Source organism: Arthrobacter sp. TMS2-4, from assembly GCF_054511075.1.
In genome coordinates this window covers 78,513-95,962 of sequence record NZ_JBTNDI010000008.1, presented here as the reverse complement: position 1 = coordinate 95,962, position 17,450 = coordinate 78,513, and the positions used below count along the sequence as shown (strand labels likewise).

Sequence of the window (17,450 nt, the reverse complement as noted above, 5' to 3'; positions counted from 1 at the left end):
GGACGTCGCGCGCACGGGGGTCGGATCACCGCCCCGACCCGGCGGCGCCGACGTCGGAACCTGCACACGGGAGCAGGACCGAACGGGAGGAGAGTGATGGGCTGGGAGCCGGTCCTCCACCTCGTCATCGCGATGCTGGCCGCCTATGGGGCCCTCCTGGTCTGTCTCGCGACCTACGCCCGGCGGCACCCCGACGTCATCTCACTGCAGGACGCGCTGCGCCTCGTGCCGGGCCTGCTCGGCCTCGTCCGCCGCCTGAGCGCCGACCGGTCCGTCCCGGTGCGGGCTCGCGTGCTGCTCGGTCTCCTCGCGGTGTACCTGGTGATCCCGATCGACCTCGTCCCGGACTTCCTGCCCGTCATCGGCTACGCGGACGACGTCGTCGTGCTCGCCATGACGCTGCGGGCTGTGGTCCGGGCCACGGGCCCGGAGGCATTGGCCCGCCACTGGCGAGGATCCGATGCCGGCCTCCGCGCCGTCCGTGCGCTGGCGGGAGTGGGAGAGCCTGCCGCCGATGGACCTGCCGACCGCGGCGTCAGCACGAATGGCAGCCATCGGGCGGGCGGCGGGGACGGCGCGGACGAGGCCCCCGACGGGACCAGGGATGAGCCCGACGCCGGTGACGGTACGGACGGTAGCGCCGGGACCGACGCAGTCGGCCGAAATACGGCGTAACGCAAAGGGTGGGACCATTTTTCAACAGGCGTAGTCTCTCGCGCATGCAGCAGTCCACGGGATCGATCCCCACCCTTGACCTCAGCACCGCCCGTTCCGCCGATGGATCCTTCACCCCCGGGTTCATCGAGGAACTGCGCGACGCCGCCCACACCGTCGGCTTCTTCCACATCGTCAACTACGGTGCCACCCCCACGCAGGCCGCTGACCTCTTCGACGTCACCCGCCGCTTCTTCGACCTTCCGCTGGAGGAGCGCCTTCGCCTCCACAACCGGTCCTCGCCGCACTTCCGCGGCTACGCGGGCCTCGGCACCGAGATCACCCGCGGCCGCCCCGACGCCCGCGAGCAGATCGACTTCTCCCCCGAACGCGAGCCCCTGGCGGACTACCCCGCCGACGAGCCGTACTGGCTCCTGCAGGGCCCGAACCTGTGGCCCCGTACCGCGCTGCCCGAGCTCGAGGAGCAGGCCATGGCGTGGGCGGCCCTGATGTCGCGCGTCGGCGCCGAACTCCTGTCCGCCATCGCCGTCGCCCTGCACCTCCCCGAGGACCACTTCGCCGAGCCGTTCGAGGGCACCCCGGCCTGGATGGCGAAGCTCGTGCACTACGTGGGCGGCGTCGTCGAGGGAGCCGGCTCGCAGGGCGTGGGAGCGCACGCGGACTACGGGTTCGTGACCCTCCTGCTGCAGGACCAGGTGGGTGGGCTCGAGGTCCTCCCCCACGGCGCCGACGAGTGGGTCCCGGTCACCCCGATCCCCGGGGCTCTCGTGGTGAACCTCGGCGAGATGCTCGAGGTCGCCACCGAGGGCTACCTCGCGGCGACCATCCACCGCGTCACAGCCCCCGCGCCGGGCGTGGACCGCTACGCCGTCCCGTTCTTCTGGTCCCCGCGCCTCGACGCGGTGATCGATCCCGTCCCCCTGACCGACGACCTGCGCGCCGCGGCCCGCGGCATCTCGGACGATCCCGAGAACCCCATGCTCTCCTCCTACGGCTCCAACGTCCTCAAGGGGCGGGTGCGCGCCCACCCCGACGTGACCGAACTGCACCACCCCGAGCTCGCACGGAGATAGCCTCGCGGGGCCCCACCCCCGGGACGGACGACGACGGCGGCACCCACCCGGGTGCCGCCGTCGTCGTTCAGGGTCTTGCCGGGGAGGCGCTCAGGCCTCGCCCATCATGAGGCCCTCGATGGAGTGCTTCTGGGTGATCGGGACCAGGGTGTCCACGAGAGGGCACACCACGTGGCGGCGCACCCGCTCCGGCAGGGCATCGAAGAAGGGCTTCGCCCCTCGTACCGCGGGTAGGCCGACCTCGGCGGGAACATCCCGTGGTCGAATTCCTCGGGCAGGTCCCACTGCGTTCCGGGAGCGACCTCGAAGGGTCCCATGTCCTCCTCGGTGTCGACGCCCGTCAGGTTGAACGCCAGCGACGTCAGCCGCCCGGTCTCCCGCGTCTCCTCGGGCATCGGGAAGTCGCGGTGCCACGGCTGGTTGACGGCACCGGGGCCCGGGATGTCGAAGCCGAGTTCGACGATCTCGTAATCCGGGCCGAGGACGGACTCGCACACCATGCGCACCCATGGGTGGTCCACGAGCTCGACCCAACCCCGCAGCTGTTCCGGATGGATCTCGACGTAGTACCGCTTCGGTCCGCGCCCCACGGCGCCGTTCGGTCGCGCAAGCGCCTCGGCGAAGGCCGCGTCGATGTCCTCGCGCATCTGCGCCGCCCACTCGCGGGTGAAGGCGCCCTGCTCGGCGATCACGCCACGCGTGTACAGTCCCTCGACCGCGGCGGCCGCCTCGGGCGACGCCCCCTCGGGGATACGGGATGCGACCGGCTCGTGCTTACGGGTGGAATCATGCATGGTCCGGCCTCCAGGAGTTGCCCATCACGATCTTGCGGATTTCTGCCACGGGGAGCTTGGGTTTACGGTTCTCGTCCGTGAGGCCGTTGGCCTCCTGCAGCGTGTCCGTCAGCTGCGTGTAGCAGAACCCGGACAGGAACGGGCTGTCCTGAAGGGCCGAGAAGAGTGCCTCCAGGCGCCGGGCGAAGTCCTCGCCGGACTCCGCGGTGGAGTAGCCCCACGTCTCGATGGGGCTGTTCGGCGCGTAGAGGATCCCGCCGAACTCGGACACCATGACCGGCTCCGTCCTCGGCAGGCCCGGCAGGACGCTGAGCCGGCGCCCGGCAGGCCCCACGCCGTCGACGAGCGACTGGAAGGCCGGCAGGTCCCGGTAGTTCGCATGGAGGTCGTCGTAGTTCGTCGCGTAGTCGTGGATGGTGAAGATGTCCGACTCCACGTGCTCCCAGCCGCCGTTGGAGATGACCGGCCGGGATCCGTCGAGGGCCTTCGTCAGGTGGTACATGGCCTGCGCGAAATGCTTCTGCTCCGGGCTGTGGGAGATCTGCTGTACCCCCCAGCTCTCGTTGAGGGGAACCCAGGTGACGATGCACGGGTGGGACCGGTCCCGCATGAGCCACGCCCCTCGGCGGGCACGAGCATCACCCGGACGGCGGCGCTCCCCTCGGGACGCCGTCGTCCGTCGTTCCCGCCCGAGGTACTGCCCCGCCGTCGATCCAGCGGATGCGGATGGGCCCGCGGACATCCGGCGCCACGGGGTCGCCGTGCTGGGTGACGTGGACGAGCTCCTCCCCGGCCAGCTCGAACGCAATGCGGCGTGCAGCGGGCATCAGATCACGCCACCCCTCCCCGCCGATGCTGCGCGCGGCCTCGGACGGGCACAGCGTCTTCGCGCTGCCACGATGCGCGGCGATCCGCAGGATCTCGGCCCGCAGCTCGGCATCGCCGACCACGTCAGCGACCCCGTCAGCCATCCCGTCAGCGACCCCGTCAGCCATCGCCGGCTACCTCGCCCGCCGGGCGGTCCCCGGAGCCGCCGGGCTTCTTCGGATGCAGGCGGTCGAGCTCCTGCAGGGCTGCCGTCCAGCGGGCCGTGCGTTCGGCCGCAGACTGCTCCCACCACGGCGTCCCGCGCTCGCCGAGCCCTTCCTTGGCGAGCTGGACGGTGCGCCGCGCACGAGGCAGGGCCGCGCCGTCGTCGCCCTTGGCGCTGTTGCGCACGCCCGAGCGTCCGCGCCCGAGGTGGGACATGAGGCGCGCCTTGACCTCCTCCGGCAGCGAGGGGTCGGTCTTCCGCCAGCGGCGGCCGCTGTGGAGGAAGAACCGTTCGTCGTCCGTGGTGTTCCCCAGGTCGCTCATGGGGGCCTCAGCTCGAGGATCCGGGAGGGCCGACGAGCAACAGGACGCCGAAGACCACGGAGATCCCGACGACGGCGACCAGCAGCGCGACGAGTGGGCTGCGGAGCACCCATGCCTGGAGCTGCTCCACGGGGGTGCGCGGCGCCTCGGCGCCCGGGGCCAGGCGCCACGCACCGGCGAGTTGCCCGCGGCGCTCGATCCACCGCTCGTAGGGGATGGTCGCGAACGGGACGACCGCCGCGGCGATACCCAGCAGGCCTGTCGCCACCGACCAGCGCTGGTTGACCCAGATGAAGACCGTGGCCGCCACGAAGCAGAGGAAGACGAAGCCGTGCACGGCTCCCGCCGGTGGGACGACGGCCTCGGTGGTCCGTGTGACGTACTTGAGGAACATGCCCAGCAGCAGGAAGGCCCAGGTCACCGCCTCCGCGACGGCGACGGTGCGGAAAAGCGTGCGGGGGTTCATGGAGCTCCTGGTCGGTCGGCGGTCGGTGCCTCCAATTCTCCCAGACCTCCGTCACCCGCGTGCCCGACGGCGACCGGGCAGGGCAGCCTATGACCGCGGTCACAGGATTGTCGTCGTTCCGTGGTGGACTGGTGTCCCACCGGCACCACGAAAGGTCACGCTGCCCATGTTCCTGCTCGACGCCGATGGCAGCGCGGACACGACCTCCCCCGACCTCGTGTTCTCGGCGACGGACCTGGTCACGGCGTCGGAGTGCGGCTACCGGCTCCTGCGGATCCTCGACGAGAAGCTGGGGCGGGTTCCACGGGCGGACTTCCCCGTGGACCAGATGCTGCAGCGCGCCGCGGCCCTCGGGGACGTGCACGAGCACCGGGTCCTCGACGGGCTGGTCGCCGAGCACGGCCTCTGGTCTCCCGGCAATCCGTCGGGCGTGTACGACGTCGAACCGGCGGCGTCCATGGACCGCACCACCCTGGCGGCCAAGCACGAGGAGTCCCTCCGCGCCCTGCACTCCGGCGCGGCCGTAGTGTTCCAGGCGGCCTTCTTCGACGGCGTGTTCCACGGGCGCTCGGACTTCCTCGTCCGGCAGGACGACGGCGCCTACGCCGTCTGGGACACGAAGCTCGCCCGCCACGCGAAGGTCGGCGCCCTGCTGCAGCTCGCCGCGTACGGCGACCAGCTGCAGGCGGCGCGCATCCCGACGGCGGACGAGGTGACGCTCGTCCTCGGCGACCGCAGCCGCAGCGTCCATCGGCTGCCCGATCTCCTGCCCGTGTTCCGCGAGCGTCGCGCCCGTTTCCTCGACCTCGTCCACGACCACCGCGGGCAGCCGGACGCCGTGAGCTGGGGTGCGCCCGGTGTCGCCGCGTGCGGGCGGTGCGACTACTGCACCGAGCAGGTGACCGCGTCGCGGGACCTCCTGCTGGTGGCCGGGATGACCGGCGAGCGCCGGGCACGGCTCCGGACCCAGGGCGTCATCACGATCGACGACCTCGCGGCCCTGCCCGACAGCCGTGCGGACGCCACCCTGGTGCGGCTGCAGGAGCAGGCCCGCCTGCAGGTGGGGGCGGTCGCCGGGGACGGCGGAGTCACCTACCGCGACGCGGGCGGCGACGAGCACACCCTGTCCTACCGCGTCCTCCCGCAGCACACGCTCGGGTCCCTGCCCGCATCGAGCCCGGGCGACATCTTCTTCGACTTCGAGGGCGATCCCCTCTGGCAGGATCCCGGGGACAACAGCTGGGGCATCGAATACCTGTTCGGCGTCGTCGAGCAACCCGTGGACGACGACGGCGAGCCGCCGTTCCGTCCCTTCTGGGCCCACAGCAGGGCGGAGGAGCGCACAGCCTTCGTCCGGTTCCTCGACTACGTCGGGGAGCGCCGCCGGCAGTTCCCGGACCTGCACGTCTACCACTACGCGGCCTATGAGAAGAGCGCCCTGCGGCGGCTGTCCCTCGTCCACGTGATCGGCGAGGAGGCCGTGGACACCCTGCTCCGCGAGGGCGTGCTCGTGGACCTCTACGACACCGTGCGTCACAGCCTCCGCATCTCCGAGCGCTCCTACAGCCTGAAGAAGCTCGAGCCCTTCTACATGGGCGGTGCCCTGCGCACCGGAGACGTGACCGACGCCGGGGCGTCGGTCGTGGCCTATGCCGCCTACTGCGCTGCGCGCGACGCCGGGGACGGCGCCGCCGCGGCGGAGATCCTGGCCGGCATCAGCGACTACAACCGCTACGACTGCCTCTCGACGCTCCGGCTCCGGGACTGGCTGCTCTCCCTCGAGGTCCAGCACGGGGCCGGGCTGCACGCTCCCGAGCGGGGCGGCGACCGCGCCGCCCCACAGGACACATCGAGCCGGTCCGCGGCTGCTGCGGGGAGCACACCCCCTGGTGCCGCCGGGGTGGTTCCTGCCACCGCAGCCCTCCCGGTGGCTGCGCCCGACGCCGCCACCTCCGACGACGCGGAACCTCCTGTCCACGGACCCTCACCGGAGGAAGCCCGGCTGCTGGCGTACCTCGCCGAGCTGCCGGCCGGTGCCGGGAGGGACGCGGACCAGCGGGCCATCGCCCTCGTCGCGGCGGCCGTCGGATATCACCGCCGGGAGCGGAAGCAGTTCTGGTGGTCCCACTTCGACCGGCTCGCCTCACCCGCGGACTGGGACACCGCGCGTGACGTGCTCGTGTTCCGCACCCTCGAGGTGGTGCAGGACTGGGCCAGGCCGACGTCGCGCTCGAACCCCGTGCGGCTGCTCAGGGCGACCGGAACCTTGACGGCGGGCACCGACCTCCGGGAGGGCTCGACATTCTTCGCGATCTACGATGCGCCCGTCCCTCCGGATGCCGACAGCATCGACAGCGGCGCGGGACGCGGCGGCTGGTTCGGCGTCGAGGTGACGGAGCTGTCCGAGGACGCGGACGGGCTCGTGACCGTGGTACTCCGGGAGAAGCTGCGCCGCGGAGCACCGGAACGCGCCGAACGTCCGCTGGCCCTGGCCCCCGACCAGCCGCTCATGACGACGTCGATGGAGGGCGCGCTGACCGCCCTGGCGGAGCGGGTGGGTCGGGCACTGCCGGACGTACCCGGAGATCCCGCGCTCGACCTCCTCCGACGCATCCCCCCGCGCCTCGCCGGCGGTGCCGGGCTCCCCGCGGCGCCGCTGCACGGGGACGGGTACGCCGAGGCCATCACCGCGGCCCTGCAACTCCTCGAGGACTCGTATCTCGCGGTGCAGGGCCCGCCCGGGACCGGCAAGACGCACGTCGGCGCGGACGTCATCGCGCGCCTGGTCCGCCTCGGGTGGAAGGTGGGCGTCGTCGCGCAGTCGCACGCCGTCGTCGAGAATCTGCTGCGCCGGGCCATCGAGGCCGGCGTCCCCACCGACCGGGTGGCCAAACGGACGGCGGCGCCCGACGCACCGTGGGCCCAGCGGTCCGACGACGACGTCGCGCGCCTGATCGGCGGACCCGGCGGCTGCCTCGTAGGAGGAACCGCCTGGACGATGACCGGGAGCAAGGTCCCGGCACACTCCCTCGACCTCCTGGTCATCGATGAGGCCGGACAGTTCTCGCTCGCCAATACGATGGCCGTGGCCCGTGCCGCACGCCGGCTCCTCCTCCTGGGCGATCCCCAGCAGCTCCCCCAGGTCACCCAGGGCACCCACCCGGAACCGGTCGACCAGTCCGCGCTGGGCTGGCTGTCCGCCGGGCATGCGACACTGCCCGGGCAGTTCGGCTACTTCCTCGCGGATACCTGGCGCATGCATCCGGACCTGTGCCGCGCGGTGTCGGTCTTCGCCTACGACGGCCGGCTCACCACGGCTGCAGCAGCGCGCGGGCGGCACCTGGCGGATGAGCGGGCCGGCATCGACTGCGTCCTCGTCGACCATGCGGACAACGCGACGGTGTCGGCGGAGGAGGCGGCGGAGGTCGTGGCGCAGGTGCGGCGTCACCTCGGTCTTTCGTGGATCCCGGAGGCGGGCGCCGTCGCGCGCCCGCTCGGGCAGGAGGACATCCTGGTGGTCGCCCCGTACAACGCCCAGGTGCAGCTCACCCGGAAGGCCCTGGGGGCGGCCGGGTTCGGGGACGTCAGGGTGGGTACGGTGGACCGCTTCCAGGGTCAGCAGGCGGTCGTCGTGATCGTCACCATGACGGCGTCCTCCGCGGCGGAAGCGGCACGCGGCGTCGGGTTCCTGCTCAACCGCAACCGGGTCAACGTCGCCGTCTCGCGGGGGCAGTGGCGCGCCGTCGTCGTCAGGTCCCCTCGGCTGACCGAGCACATGCCCTCCACCCCGGCCGCGCTGGAGGAGCTGGGCGCGTTCATCGGTCTCTGCGTCGGGGAGCCCGACGGGAGGGGCTGAAGGACGTCCGGGGTCAAAGAGAGAAGCAGGCCGGACCCGGGGGTCCGACCTGCTTCTTCGTTCAAGATCTAGTGGAAGATCTCAGCCTTAGAGGGGCTGGATGTTCGACGCCTGAGGACCCTTGGGGCCCTGCTCGGTGTCGAAGCTGACCTTCTGGTTCTCGTCCAGCGAGCGGTAGCCGCTCGCGTTGATGGCGGAGAAGTGTGCGAACACGTCTGCACTTCCGTCGTCGGGAGCAATGAATCCAAAGCCCTTTTCAGCGTTGAACCACTTCACGGTACCTGTTGCCATTTTTGTTTATCCTTCTGAAATTCAGACGCACCCCGGCTTTCGGAGCGCCCCAGTCGCGGCGTGCTTGTCCGCTTTTTCAGAGACACGTTCCGTCCCGTGAAGGCCGGACCGCGTGAAATACAAATGCGCAACACTACAACTGACACCCACTTAACCAAACCATGGAGGGTAAAGGCAAGCAGGAAGCCAAAGTTCTTCGATCGACTATGCTTGCGCGGCGATCGGGTGCATCGCATCGGCGAGCAACTCGAAGGAGCGCAGCCACGTGTCGGTGCTCTCCGCCTGGGTCGCGACGATGATCTCGTCGGCCCCGAACCGCTCGGCGAACTGCTCCAGGTAGTCGCGGACGACGTCGGGGGTCCCGACGGCGCTGTACCGCGCCATGCCGGCCATCTGCTGGCCGCCCGGCGACGCGAGAATGGCCTCGGACTCCTCCCGCGTGAAGGTCTGCCCACGCCCCAGCAGGAGGCTCACACGGCGCAGCATCCCCTCGTGGAACTCGTGGTGCGCGTCGTTCGCGCTGTCCGCGGCGATGACATTCACCCCGGCGATGAAGTGCGGCTCCGCCGACTGCGCGGACGGGGTGAACTCCCGGCGGTAGAGGGCCGCCGCGTCCTGCAGGGCCTGGGGTGCGAAGTGCGACGCGAAGGCGAAGGGCAGGCCGAGGGCGGCGGCGAGCCGGGCGCCGAACAGCGAGGATCCCAGGATGTACAGCGGCACGTTCGTGCCCTTGCCCGGGGTCGCCTGGACTCCGGACACACGGCTCTCACCGGTCAGGTAGCCCTGCAGTTCGAGGACGTCCTGGGGGAAGCTGTCGGCAGCCGTGGGGTCCCGGCGCAGGGCACGGGCCGTGACCTGGTCGCTGCCGGGGGCGCGGCCGAGGCCGAGGTCGATCCGGCCCGGGTGCAGGCTCTCCAGGGTGCCGAACTGCTCGGCGATGGTGAGCGGCGAGTGGTTCGGCAGCATCACACCGCCGGAGCCGAGGCGGATGCTGGACGTGTGCGCTGCGACGTGGGCGATGAGCACGCTCGTGGCCGACGACGCGATGCTGCCCATGTTGTGGTGTTCCGCGTACCAGATCCGGCGGTACCCCCACCGCTCGGCGTGCTGGGCGAGCGACACGCTCGAGGCGAACGTCTCCGCGGGCGTGGAGCCTTCGGCGACCTGGGCCAGATCCAGGATGGACAGGGGGACAGTCATGGATACACCTTCCGATTCGGGAACCACGGCGGGGTGTGTCGCGGACCTCTGGGAGGAACGGTTGCCCGCGCACATCTATTTCCCGGTGGTCCCGGCCCCGGGCGTTCCCGGGCGTGGTTCTCCTCACGCCGCGAGGAGCGCTACTCCCCCTCCTCCTCGTCGAGGAGGAATCCGCGCAGGAGCGCCGCGGTGCCCTCGAGGTGGGCGGTCATCTCGGCCTGCGCACGCTCCGCATCGCCGCCGAGCACGGCCTTCACGATCGCGGCGTGCTGCCGGTTCGAATGGTTGATGTTCACGGCCAGGAAAGGGATGCGGTCGAGCATGTCATTGGTACGGAACCGCGCCTGGGCCACCGCGAGCGCCAACGACGGCGAGCCCGCCGCCTCCGCGATGGCAAGATGCAGCCGGGCGTCGAGGGGTCGGTACGTCGCTGCGTCCGCGTCGGCCACTGCCCGCAGTGCTTCGAGGAGGCCGCCGCGTACCTCTTCCGTCGATGCCGCCTGGGCGGCAAGGCGGGCTGCGCCGGGCTCGACGACGGCACGGAACGCGAGAATGTCCTCCACCTCGGAGCGCCGGAGGGAGGCAGGACCGTTGCCGCTGGTCGGCAGTGTCGCGCTCACGGTGGCGCCGCCGTAGCGGCCGCGCTGGACGGTGAGGTAACCGGCGGTCTGCAGGTCGGCGAGTCCGTCGCGCAGGGTGGAACGGGAGACACCCAGGTGCCCGGCGAGGTCCCGCTCGGGTGGAAGGCGGGACCCGGCGGGAAACACCCCCAGCTTGATGGCATGCAGGAGCCGTTCGACCGTCTCCTCGAACGCGTTCCCCCTGCGTGCCGGCTGGATGAGCCGGAACGCGTCCTCCTCGGGGTCGTCCATGGTTCCAGCTTACGCATCGGCCGGTGCCCCTTTACCCCTGCCCGCCGGTCACCCTCTTGACGAACCGGATCGGGGCCACCACCATGGGGGCATCCATTGGACTGATTTCAGTCCAATGACGAAGGCGTGAATCAACTCCACCGAACGAAGTCCGGCTTACTCGTCCTCCATCCGGCCGTCCAACCAAGGGGTACACGTGGCACGCAGGAACATCGATTACACCGCCGTCGACGACCAGTACCACAAGCACCGGAAGCTCAAGAGCGGCGCCGCCGGCTGGGTCCTGCTGGCAGGGCTCGGAGTCGCCTACGTCATCTCCGGGGACTTCTCCGGCTGGAACCTCGGACTCGCCGAGGGCGGCTGGGGCGGCTTGCTCATCGCCTTCATCCTGATGGGCATCATGTACACGTGCATGGTCTTCGGCCTCGCCGAGATGTCGTCGACGCTCCCGACGTCCGGCGCCGGCTACGGGTTCGCCCGCCGCGCCCTCGGCCCGCTCGGCGGCTTCGCCACCGGCATGGCGGTGCTCATCGAGTACGCGGTCGCCCCCGCTGCGATCGCCACGTTCATCGGCGGCTACATCGAGGCGCTCGGGCTCTTCGGGATCACCAACTCCTGGCCGGTCTACCTGGTCACCTACGTGGTGTTCATCGGGATCCACCTCTACGGCGTCGGTGAGGCGCTCAAGCTGATCGTCGGCATCACGGTCGTCGCCGTCGTCGCCCTGATCGTGACCGCCGTCGGGCTCCTGCCGCATTTCGACACCGCCAACCTCTTCGACATCGTCCCCGACGGGTCGGTCGGATCGTCGGCCTTCCTGCCCTACGGGTTCTCGGGTGTCCTCGCCGCCCTGGTGTTCGGGATCTGGTTCTTCCTGGCCATCGAGGGCGTCCCCCTCGCCGCCGAGGAATCGAACGACCCGAAGCGGGACATGCCCCGCGGCATCATCGTCGCCATGCTGCTGCTCCTGGTCTTCGGCGCGCTCATGCTGTTCCTCGTGCCGGGGGCAGCAGGCGCCGAAGCGATGGGCCAGTCGGACTCCCCCCTCCCGGAAGCGTTGCGCACGGCGGCGGGCGGGGACTCCGTCCTTGCCGACTTCGTCAACTACGCAGGACTCGCCGGCCTCGTCGCGAGCTTCTTCTCGATCGTGTACGCCTACTCACGGCAGCTCTTCGCCCTCTCCAGGGCCGGATACCTCCCCCGCATCCTCTCCCTGACCTCGAAGCGGCACACACCCTGGGTGGCCCTCCTCGTCCCGGGGACCATCGGGTTCCTGCTGGCCGCGCTGACCGGCAACGGCGGACTCCTCATCAACATCGCCGTCTTCGGCGCCACGGTGTCCTACGTCCTGCTGAACCTCTCGCACATCCTCCTGCGGGTCCGGGAACCCGACCTCGAGCGGGGGTACCGTACACCGGGCGGTGTGGTCACCACGGGCGTCGCCCTCGTCCTCGCCGTCGTCGCCCTGATCGCCACGTTCTTCGTCGACATCCTCGCGGCCTCCATCACCGCCGCCATCTTCCTCGGCGCCCTCGCCTACTTCTGGTTCTACAGCCGGCATCACCTGGTGGCGAGCGCCCCGGAGGAGGAATTCGCCCTGCTGCAGAAGGAGGAACAGGACCTCACCTGACCCGACCCCGCCCGTGATGACCCCCAGGACAGAAGGAAGCTCATGGCCCCGCATCCCCGCAGCGAACGAATGCTCACCGTCGACCAACTCGTCTCGGCCGTCGAGGCAGGTGATATCGACTCGGTGGTCCTGGCGTTCACCGACATGCAGGGCAGGTTGCAGGGCAAGGTCATCCACGGCCGGTTCTTCCTCGACACGGTCCTCGGCCACGGCACGGAGGGGTGCAACTACCTGCTGGCGGTCGACACCGACATGAACACCGTGGACGGGTATGCGATGTCCAGTTGGGACACCGGGTACGGGGACATGGTGTTCGAGCTGGACCTCGACACGATCCGGCGTCTCCCCTACCGGGAGGGGACGGTCATGATCCAGACGGACCTGTCCTTCACCACCGGGGAACCGGTCAGGGTCGCCCCGCGCAGCATCCTCAAGGCCCAGTCGGCGCGTGCCGCGGCGCGCGGCCTGCGGGCGTTCTCCGGTACGGAGCTCGAGTTCATCGTCTACAACGACTCGTTCGAGGATGCCGGCCTCAAGCACTATCGCGATCTCGTTCCCGCCAACCAGTACAACGTGGACTACTCGATCCTGGGATCCCTGCGCGTCGAACCGCTCCTGCGGGACATCCGCAACGCGATGTACCAGGCGGGCATGATCGTCGAGTCGGCCAAGGGCGAGTGCAACTTCGGTCAGCACGAGATCGCCTTCAAGTACGACGACGTCGTCGTGACGGCCGACAACCACAGCGTCTACAAACTGTCGGCGAAGGAGATGGCATCGCAGCGGGGGCAGTCGGTGACCTTCATGGCGAAGCCGAACCAGCGGGAGGGCTCCTCCTGCCACATCCACATGTCGCTCCGGAGTGACGACGGCGGACTGGTGTTCTGGGACGAGGCCGCGAACCGGCGCACGCCGCTTTACGACCACTTCATCGCGGGGGTGCTCGCCACCATGCGCGAGTTCACACTCTTCTACGCGCCCAACATCAATTCCTACAAGCGCTTCGCCGAAGGCTCCTTCGCGCCCACGGCCGTGGCCTGGGGGCTGGACAACCGGACCTGTTCCGTCCGCCTCGTGGGCCACGACTCCTCCGCCCGCCTGGAGAACCGACTCCCGGGCGCGGATGCCAACCCCTACCTCGCGCTGGCCGCGATGCTCGCCGGCGGGCTGTACGGCATCGAGAACGAACTGGAGCTGCCACCGCGCATGGACGGCAACGCCTACCTGTCGGACGCCGACCACGTGCCCGCCACCATGAAGGAGGCCCGCGACCTCTTCGCCGGCTCCGCGATCGCGCGCGAGGTGTTCGGCGACGAGGTGGTGGAGCACTACACCCACTACGCCGACGTCGAGCTGGCGCAGTTCAACGCAGCGGTCACGGACTGGGAAGTGCGGCGCGGGTTTGAACGACACTAGGGCGTTCCGGTGACGACAGGGTCAGCGCACGGCACCTACCGGCCCCGCGTGGGACTCACCACCTACTGGCAGTCCGCGGCGTGGGGTGTCTGGGACGGGACCGCGGCCATCGTCCCGGGTGCCTACGTGAGCGCCGTCGTCGACGCCGGCGGCACACCCCTCCTGCTGCCACCCGTCGGCACCGACACCAGTGTCCTCGATCTGCTCGATGGTCTGATCGTCATCGGCGGCGTCGACGTCGATCCAGGGCACTACGGTGCCGTCCCGCATCCGACCACGGTGGCCCAGCCGGAACGCGACGACCACGATCTCGCGCTGACGCGGGCCGCGCTGGCCGCTGCTCTCCCCCTGTTCGCCATCTGCCGCGGGGCGCAGATCCTCAACGTCGCCCTCGGCGGCACGCTGCACCAGCACCTGCCGGAGGTACGCAGGGACGCAGCGCGGTACCAGCCCGCCCCTGGCGTCTTCGGCAGCGTCGACTTCACCACCGAACCCACATCGATCGCCCGGCAGCTGCTGGGGAAGCGGGCGTCGAGCCCGTGCTACCACCACCAGGGCCTGGACACGATCGCCGACGGACTGTGCGTGACGGCCCTTGCCGACGACGGCACGGTGGAGGTCGTCGAAGCGGCGGTCGGGGGCCCCGCCGGGTGGACCCTCGGCGTCCAGTTCCATCCCGAGGAGAACGGACAGGACCGCCGCCTGTTCGGCGGCTTCGTGGACGCTGCCCGCACCTACGCATCCCACCCCAGAACCCCGGAAAGGACCGCGTCATGAGCTCCACCCATCCCGTCCTCGACCCCGCCACCGAGGAGGCGATCGCGACGGTCACCATGGCGGGACCCGACGATACCGATGCCGCGATCCTGCGTGCGGCCGCCGCCTTCCCCGCATGGCGGCAGGTATCCCCTGCGGACCGCGCGCTGCTGCTCCGGCGCTTCGCCGCGGCCGTCGACGCCGAGATCGAGGCGCTTGCCGCGCTCGAGGTGGCCAACGCGGGCCACACGATCGGGAACGCGCGCTGGGAGGCCGGGAACGTGCGGGACGTCCTGACGTACTACTCGGCGGCCCCCGAGCGCCACACCGGGCAGCAGATCCCCGTCGCGGGCGGCGTGAACGTGACCTTCCACGAACCGCTCGGCGTCGTCGGCATCATCGTGCCGTGGAACTTCCCGATGCCGATCGCAGCGTGGGGTTTCGCCCCTGCGCTCGCCGCAGGCAACACCGTGGTCCTGAAACCGGCCGAGCTCACCCCCCTGACGGCCATCCGGCTCGCAGAGCTCGCCCTGCAGGCCGGGATCCCCGAGGGCGTCTTCACCGTACTGCCGGGCAAGGGGTCTGTCGTCGGTGCACGCTTCGTCACCCACCCGGCGGTCCGCAAGGTCGTCTTCACGGGTTCCACCGGCGTCGGCAAGCAGATCATGGCCGGCTGCGCCGACCAGGTCAAACGGGTGACCCTCGAACTCGGCGGGAAGAGCGCCAACGTCATCTTCGCCGACGCGGACCTGGAGAAGGCCGCCGCCGCGGTGCCCGACGGCGCCTTCGACAATGCCGGGCAGGACTGCTGCGCCCGGTCCCGGGTGCTCGTCCAGCGCTCCGTGTACGACGACGTCCTGGAGATGCTGGGAGCCGCGGTCGAATCCGTGCGGGTGGGCGACCCACGGCTCGAGGAGACGCACATGGGACCGCTGATCTCGGCAGCCCAGCGCGAGTCCGTGGCCCGTTTCGTCCACGACTCGGACGGGAAGCCGGTGGCCGACGTGGCGTTCCAGGGCGCAGTTCCCGACGGGCCCGGCTTCTGGTTCCCGCCCACCGTCATCACACCGTCGGATCCGCGGTCCGCCGCCTTCACCGATGAGATCTTCGGCCCGGTGGTCTGCGTCGTCCCGTTCGAGGACGAAGCGGACGCCGTGCGGATCGCCAACGACTCGGCCTACGGCCTGTCCGGGTCCATCTGGACCCGCGACGTCGGGCGCGCGCTCCGTGTCTCACGCGCGATCGACGCCGGGAACCTCTCCGTGAACTCGCACTCCTCCGTCCGGTACTCCACACCGTTCGGCGGCTTCAAGCAGTCCGGCCTCGGCCGGGAACTCGGCCCCCAGGCCCTCGACGCGTTCAGCGAGACCAAGAACGTCTTCCTAGCCACCGACGCCTGAGCGGCGTCCCTCCCACGAAAGAGGCCTCATGACAGCTCTGCCGTACAACGGGCTCGTGACCAATCGCCTGCAGGGGCGCACTGCGGTCGTCACCGGGGGCGCCTCCGGGATCGGTCTTGCCACCGCCCGGCGCCTCGCCCACGAGGGGTCGCACGTGGTGATCGCGGACATCTGTCCGGACGCTGTCGGGGAGGGGCTGGCGGAGCAGTTCGGCGGCAGCTTCATCCGTGCCGACGTCACGAGCGAGGATGACGTCCGGGCGATGTACGCGTTCGCCCTCGCCACCTACGGATCCATCGACATCGCCTTCAACAACGCAGGGATCTCGCCCGACGACGACTCCTCCATCCTCGACACGGGGATCGATGCCTGGCGCCGCGTCCAGGAGGTGAATCTGACGAGCGTGTACTACTGCTGCAAGTACGTCCTGCCCTACATGCAGGCGCAGGGACGGGGATCGATCATCAACACGGCCTCCTTCGTGGCGGTCCTCGGCGCCGCCACGTCCCAGATCTCCTACTCCGCGTCCAAGGGCGGCGTACTGTCCATGAGCCGTGAGCTGGGGGTCCAGTTCGCCCGGCAGGGAATCCGCGTGAACGCGCTCTGCCCCGGGCCCGTCAACACCCCCCTGCTGCGGGAGCTGTTCGCCAGCGACGCCGAGCAGGCCCGGCGCCGGCTCGTCCATGTCCCGCTGGGGCGCTTCGCCGAACCGGACGAGCTGGCGGCCGCCGTCGCCTTCCTGGCCTCCGACGACTCCTCCTTCATCACGGCGAGCCAGTTCATGGTCGACGGCGGTATTGCCGGCGCCTACGTCACGCCCCTGTGACGGAGCCCAGACCCCTGGGTCGGCTCCGGCGCCTCCGTCACGCCTGCGTGACGGAGCCCGGACCCCTGGCCGGCACCCGATCTGCTTGACTGGGTCCATGCCCAGCGACCTCCCGACCTCCGAATCCGCACTCCGCGAGCGCCAGGACCTCCTCGTCCGCGAACTGGCGGTGGAGCAGAACTCCGCGCGCCTGCAGACCCTCAGTGACGAGCTCGAGGCGATCCAGCGCACGCTCGAGCAGCGGCGCACCACCTGAGCGACCCCGGGTCAGGGCGCCGGCGTCTCGATGGTCAGGACCCCCTCCGCGCCCCCGCCCGTCGACGCGTAGGAGTGGACCACATCCGCGTGCCAGGACAGCGCGTCGCCGGGCCCCGCGTCCTGCTCCGCGCCGAGCACCCCCACGCGGGCATGGCCCCGCACCACCCGGAGGTGCTCCACCGTCCCGAACCCGTGGGCCGGTGACACCCGTGTCCCCGTCGGGGAGATGATGAGCCAGAAGACCTCGGTGGTCCCGCCGTCGTCGTGTGTGCGTACCGTGAGCAGCCGGGTGTCGACGACGCCGTCGGAGACGCCGCGCCCCGGCTCGTCGCCCACGAGCCCGGTGAGCGGCACCCCGAGGGGTCCCGCGAGCGCGTAAAGGGTCTCCAGGGTCGGGTTGCGAGCCCCTGCCTCCAGTTCGGACAGCGTGCCCTTCCCGATGCCGGCCTGCAGGGCCAGGCCGCTGAGGGAGAGCCCCCGGTCCTGGCGCAGCCGCGTGATCCTGCTCGCGACGGCGGAGCGCAGCGACACATCGGCGGCCGGTTTGTCCTGGGGCATCCCTGCATCCTACTCTGGCCGTT

General features: G+C 70.4%; 18 protein-coding genes. 9 read left to right on the top strand and 9 right to left on the bottom strand.

Features of this window, described 5'->3' with window-relative positions; translation table 11 throughout:
- Window positions 1-96 precede the first annotated feature (96 nt).
- Window positions 97-675: a YkvA family protein gene (locus ACX80F_RS11720; RefSeq protein ID WP_459336572.1), complete on the top strand. Its 579-nt coding sequence runs from the start codon at window positions 97-99 to the stop codon at window positions 673-675.
- Window positions 676-719: 44 nt separating this feature from the next.
- The gene (locus ACX80F_RS11715; protein WP_459336571.1) at window positions 720-1,748 is read left to right on the top strand and encodes an isopenicillin N synthase family dioxygenase; all 1,029 of its coding nucleotides are present in this window, start codon (window positions 720-722) and stop codon (window positions 1,746-1,748) included.
- A gap of 104 nt (window positions 1,749-1,852) precedes the next feature.
- Here ACX80F_RS11715 and ACX80F_RS11710 read toward each other — a convergent pair whose 3' ends face one another.
- Genes ACX80F_RS11710 through ACX80F_RS11690 form a run of 5 tightly spaced genes read right to left on the bottom strand, consistent with a single transcriptional unit; the run spans window position 1,853 to window position 4,364 of the window.
- The gene (locus tag ACX80F_RS11710) at window positions 1,853-2,542 is read right to left on the bottom strand and encodes a phytanoyl-CoA dioxygenase family protein (RefSeq protein WP_459336570.1); all 690 of its coding nucleotides are present in this window, start codon (window positions 2,540-2,542) and stop codon (window positions 1,853-1,855) included.
- Window positions 2,535-3,152, bottom strand: a complete 618-nt coding sequence (locus tag ACX80F_RS11705) for a glycoside hydrolase family 2 TIM barrel-domain containing protein (RefSeq protein ID WP_459336569.1) — start codon at window positions 3,150-3,152, stop codon at window positions 2,535-2,537. The genes ACX80F_RS11710 and ACX80F_RS11705 overlap by 8 nt, the downstream gene beginning before the upstream one ends.
- A 28-nt stretch (window positions 3,153-3,180) precedes the next feature.
- The gene (locus ACX80F_RS11700) at window positions 3,181-3,537 is read right to left on the bottom strand and encodes a DUF3253 domain-containing protein (RefSeq protein WP_459336568.1); all 357 of its coding nucleotides are present in this window, start codon (window positions 3,535-3,537) and stop codon (window positions 3,181-3,183) included.
- A complete protein-coding gene (locus tag ACX80F_RS11695) occupies window positions 3,530-3,898 on the bottom strand; it encodes a 2-polyprenylphenol hydroxylase (protein ID WP_459336567.1) in 369 nt (122 codons plus the stop codon). The genes ACX80F_RS11700 and ACX80F_RS11695 overlap by 8 nt, the downstream gene beginning before the upstream one ends.
- Before the next feature lie 7 nt (window positions 3,899-3,905).
- Complete coding sequence (locus ACX80F_RS11690; RefSeq protein ID WP_459336566.1) at window positions 3,906-4,364, bottom strand: DUF3817 domain-containing protein; 459 nt, start codon at window positions 4,362-4,364, stop codon at window positions 3,906-3,908.
- Between the two features lie 166 nt (window positions 4,365-4,530).
- Between ACX80F_RS11690 and ACX80F_RS11685 the strand changes: the two genes are divergently transcribed.
- Entirely contained in the window at window positions 4,531-8,220 is a 3,690-nt protein-coding gene (locus ACX80F_RS11685) for a TM0106 family RecB-like putative nuclease (RefSeq protein ID WP_459336565.1), read from the top strand.
- Window positions 8,221-8,307: 87 nt separating this feature from the next.
- On the opposite strand, the gene ACX80F_RS11680 is transcribed toward ACX80F_RS11685, so the two are convergent.
- The 3 genes from ACX80F_RS11680 to ACX80F_RS11670 form a co-directional block, all read right to left on the bottom strand.
- Complete coding sequence (locus ACX80F_RS11680) at window positions 8,308-8,511, bottom strand: cold-shock protein (protein WP_026533290.1); 204 nt, start codon at window positions 8,509-8,511, stop codon at window positions 8,308-8,310.
- A 204-nt stretch (window positions 8,512-8,715) separates the two neighbouring features.
- A complete protein-coding gene (locus ACX80F_RS11675) occupies window positions 8,716-9,711 on the bottom strand; it encodes an LLM class flavin-dependent oxidoreductase (protein WP_459336564.1) in 996 nt (331 codons plus the stop codon).
- Between the two features lie 140 nt (window positions 9,712-9,851).
- Entirely contained in the window at window positions 9,852-10,583 is a 732-nt protein-coding gene (locus tag ACX80F_RS11670; RefSeq protein WP_459336563.1) for a FadR/GntR family transcriptional regulator, read from the bottom strand.
- Window positions 10,584-10,779: 196 nt separating this feature from the next.
- Here ACX80F_RS11670 and eat point away from each other — a divergent pair, with 196 nt between their 5' ends.
- The 6 genes from eat to ACX80F_RS11640 all read left to right on the top strand — a co-directional run bounded on the left by eat (window position 10,780) and on the right by ACX80F_RS11640 (window position 16,867).
- The gene (eat, locus tag ACX80F_RS11665) at window positions 10,780-12,213 is read left to right on the top strand and encodes an ethanolamine permease (RefSeq protein WP_459336562.1); all 1,434 of its coding nucleotides are present in this window, start codon (window positions 10,780-10,782) and stop codon (window positions 12,211-12,213) included.
- Between the two features lie 42 nt (window positions 12,214-12,255).
- A complete protein-coding gene (locus tag ACX80F_RS11660) occupies window positions 12,256-13,629 on the top strand; it encodes a glutamine synthetase family protein (RefSeq protein WP_459336561.1) in 1,374 nt (457 codons plus the stop codon).
- Between the two features lie 9 nt (window positions 13,630-13,638).
- Window positions 13,639-14,406, top strand: a complete 768-nt coding sequence (locus tag ACX80F_RS11655; protein ID WP_459336560.1) for a gamma-glutamyl-gamma-aminobutyrate hydrolase family protein — start codon at window positions 13,639-13,641, stop codon at window positions 14,404-14,406.
- Window positions 14,403-15,785, top strand: coding sequence for an aldehyde dehydrogenase family protein (locus ACX80F_RS11650; RefSeq protein WP_459336559.1), 1,383 nt, complete (start codon window positions 14,403-14,405; stop codon window positions 15,783-15,785). The genes ACX80F_RS11655 and ACX80F_RS11650 overlap by 4 nt, the downstream gene beginning before the upstream one ends.
- Window positions 15,786-15,813: 28 nt before the next feature.
- Window positions 15,814-16,611, top strand: a complete 798-nt coding sequence (locus ACX80F_RS11645) for a 3-oxoacyl-ACP reductase (RefSeq protein WP_459336558.1) — start codon at window positions 15,814-15,816, stop codon at window positions 16,609-16,611.
- Between the two features lie 97 nt (window positions 16,612-16,708).
- A complete protein-coding gene (locus ACX80F_RS11640; protein WP_459336557.1) occupies window positions 16,709-16,867 on the top strand; it encodes a hypothetical protein in 159 nt (52 codons plus the stop codon).
- Window positions 16,868-16,878: 11 nt separating this feature from the next.
- On the opposite strand, the gene ACX80F_RS11635 is transcribed toward ACX80F_RS11640, so the two are convergent.
- Window positions 16,879-17,427, bottom strand: a complete 549-nt coding sequence (locus tag ACX80F_RS11635; protein WP_459336556.1) for a helix-turn-helix domain-containing protein — start codon at window positions 17,425-17,427, stop codon at window positions 16,879-16,881.
- Between the last annotated feature and the right edge of the window lie 23 nt (window positions 17,428-17,450).

Bases quoted from the DNA above. Each gene is read 5' to 3' on its own strand.
- ACX80F_RS11720 (WP_459336572.1), top strand. From the start codon at position 97: ATGGGCTGGGAGCCGGTCCTCCACCTCGTCATCGCGATGCTGGCCGCC.
- ACX80F_RS11715 (WP_459336571.1), top strand. From the start codon at position 720: ATGCAGCAGTCCACGGGATCGATCCCCACCCTTGACCTCAGCACCGCC.
- ACX80F_RS11710 (WP_459336570.1), bottom strand. From the start codon at position 2,542: ATGCATGATTCCACCCGTAAGCACGAGCCGGTCGCATCCCGTATCCCC.
- ACX80F_RS11705 (WP_459336569.1), bottom strand. From the start codon at position 3,152: ATGCGGGACCGGTCCCACCCGTGCATCGTCACCTGGGTTCCCCTCAAC.
- ACX80F_RS11700 (WP_459336568.1), bottom strand. From the start codon at position 3,537: ATGGCTGACGGGGTCGCTGACGGGATGGCTGACGGGGTCGCTGACGTG.
- ACX80F_RS11695 (WP_459336567.1), bottom strand. From the start codon at position 3,898: ATGAGCGACCTGGGGAACACCACGGACGACGAACGGTTCTTCCTCCAC.
- ACX80F_RS11690 (WP_459336566.1), bottom strand. From the start codon at position 4,364: ATGAACCCCCGCACGCTTTTCCGCACCGTCGCCGTCGCGGAGGCGGTG.
- ACX80F_RS11685 (WP_459336565.1), top strand. From the start codon at position 4,531: ATGTTCCTGCTCGACGCCGATGGCAGCGCGGACACGACCTCCCCCGAC.
- ACX80F_RS11680 (WP_026533290.1), bottom strand. From the start codon at position 8,511: ATGGCAACAGGTACCGTGAAGTGGTTCAACGCTGAAAAGGGCTTTGGA.
- ACX80F_RS11675 (WP_459336564.1), bottom strand. From the start codon at position 9,711: ATGACTGTCCCCCTGTCCATCCTGGATCTGGCCCAGGTCGCCGAAGGC.
- ACX80F_RS11670 (WP_459336563.1), bottom strand. From the start codon at position 10,583: ATGGACGACCCCGAGGAGGACGCGTTCCGGCTCATCCAGCCGGCACGC.
- ACX80F_RS11660 (WP_459336561.1), top strand. From the start codon at position 12,256: ATGGCCCCGCATCCCCGCAGCGAACGAATGCTCACCGTCGACCAACTC.
- ACX80F_RS11650 (WP_459336559.1), top strand. From the start codon at position 14,403: ATGAGCTCCACCCATCCCGTCCTCGACCCCGCCACCGAGGAGGCGATC.
- ACX80F_RS11645 (WP_459336558.1), top strand. From the start codon at position 15,814: ATGACAGCTCTGCCGTACAACGGGCTCGTGACCAATCGCCTGCAGGGG.
- ACX80F_RS11640 (WP_459336557.1), top strand. From the start codon at position 16,709: ATGCCCAGCGACCTCCCGACCTCCGAATCCGCACTCCGCGAGCGCCAG.
- ACX80F_RS11635 (WP_459336556.1), bottom strand. From the start codon at position 17,427: ATGCCCCAGGACAAACCGGCCGCCGATGTGTCGCTGCGCTCCGCCGTC.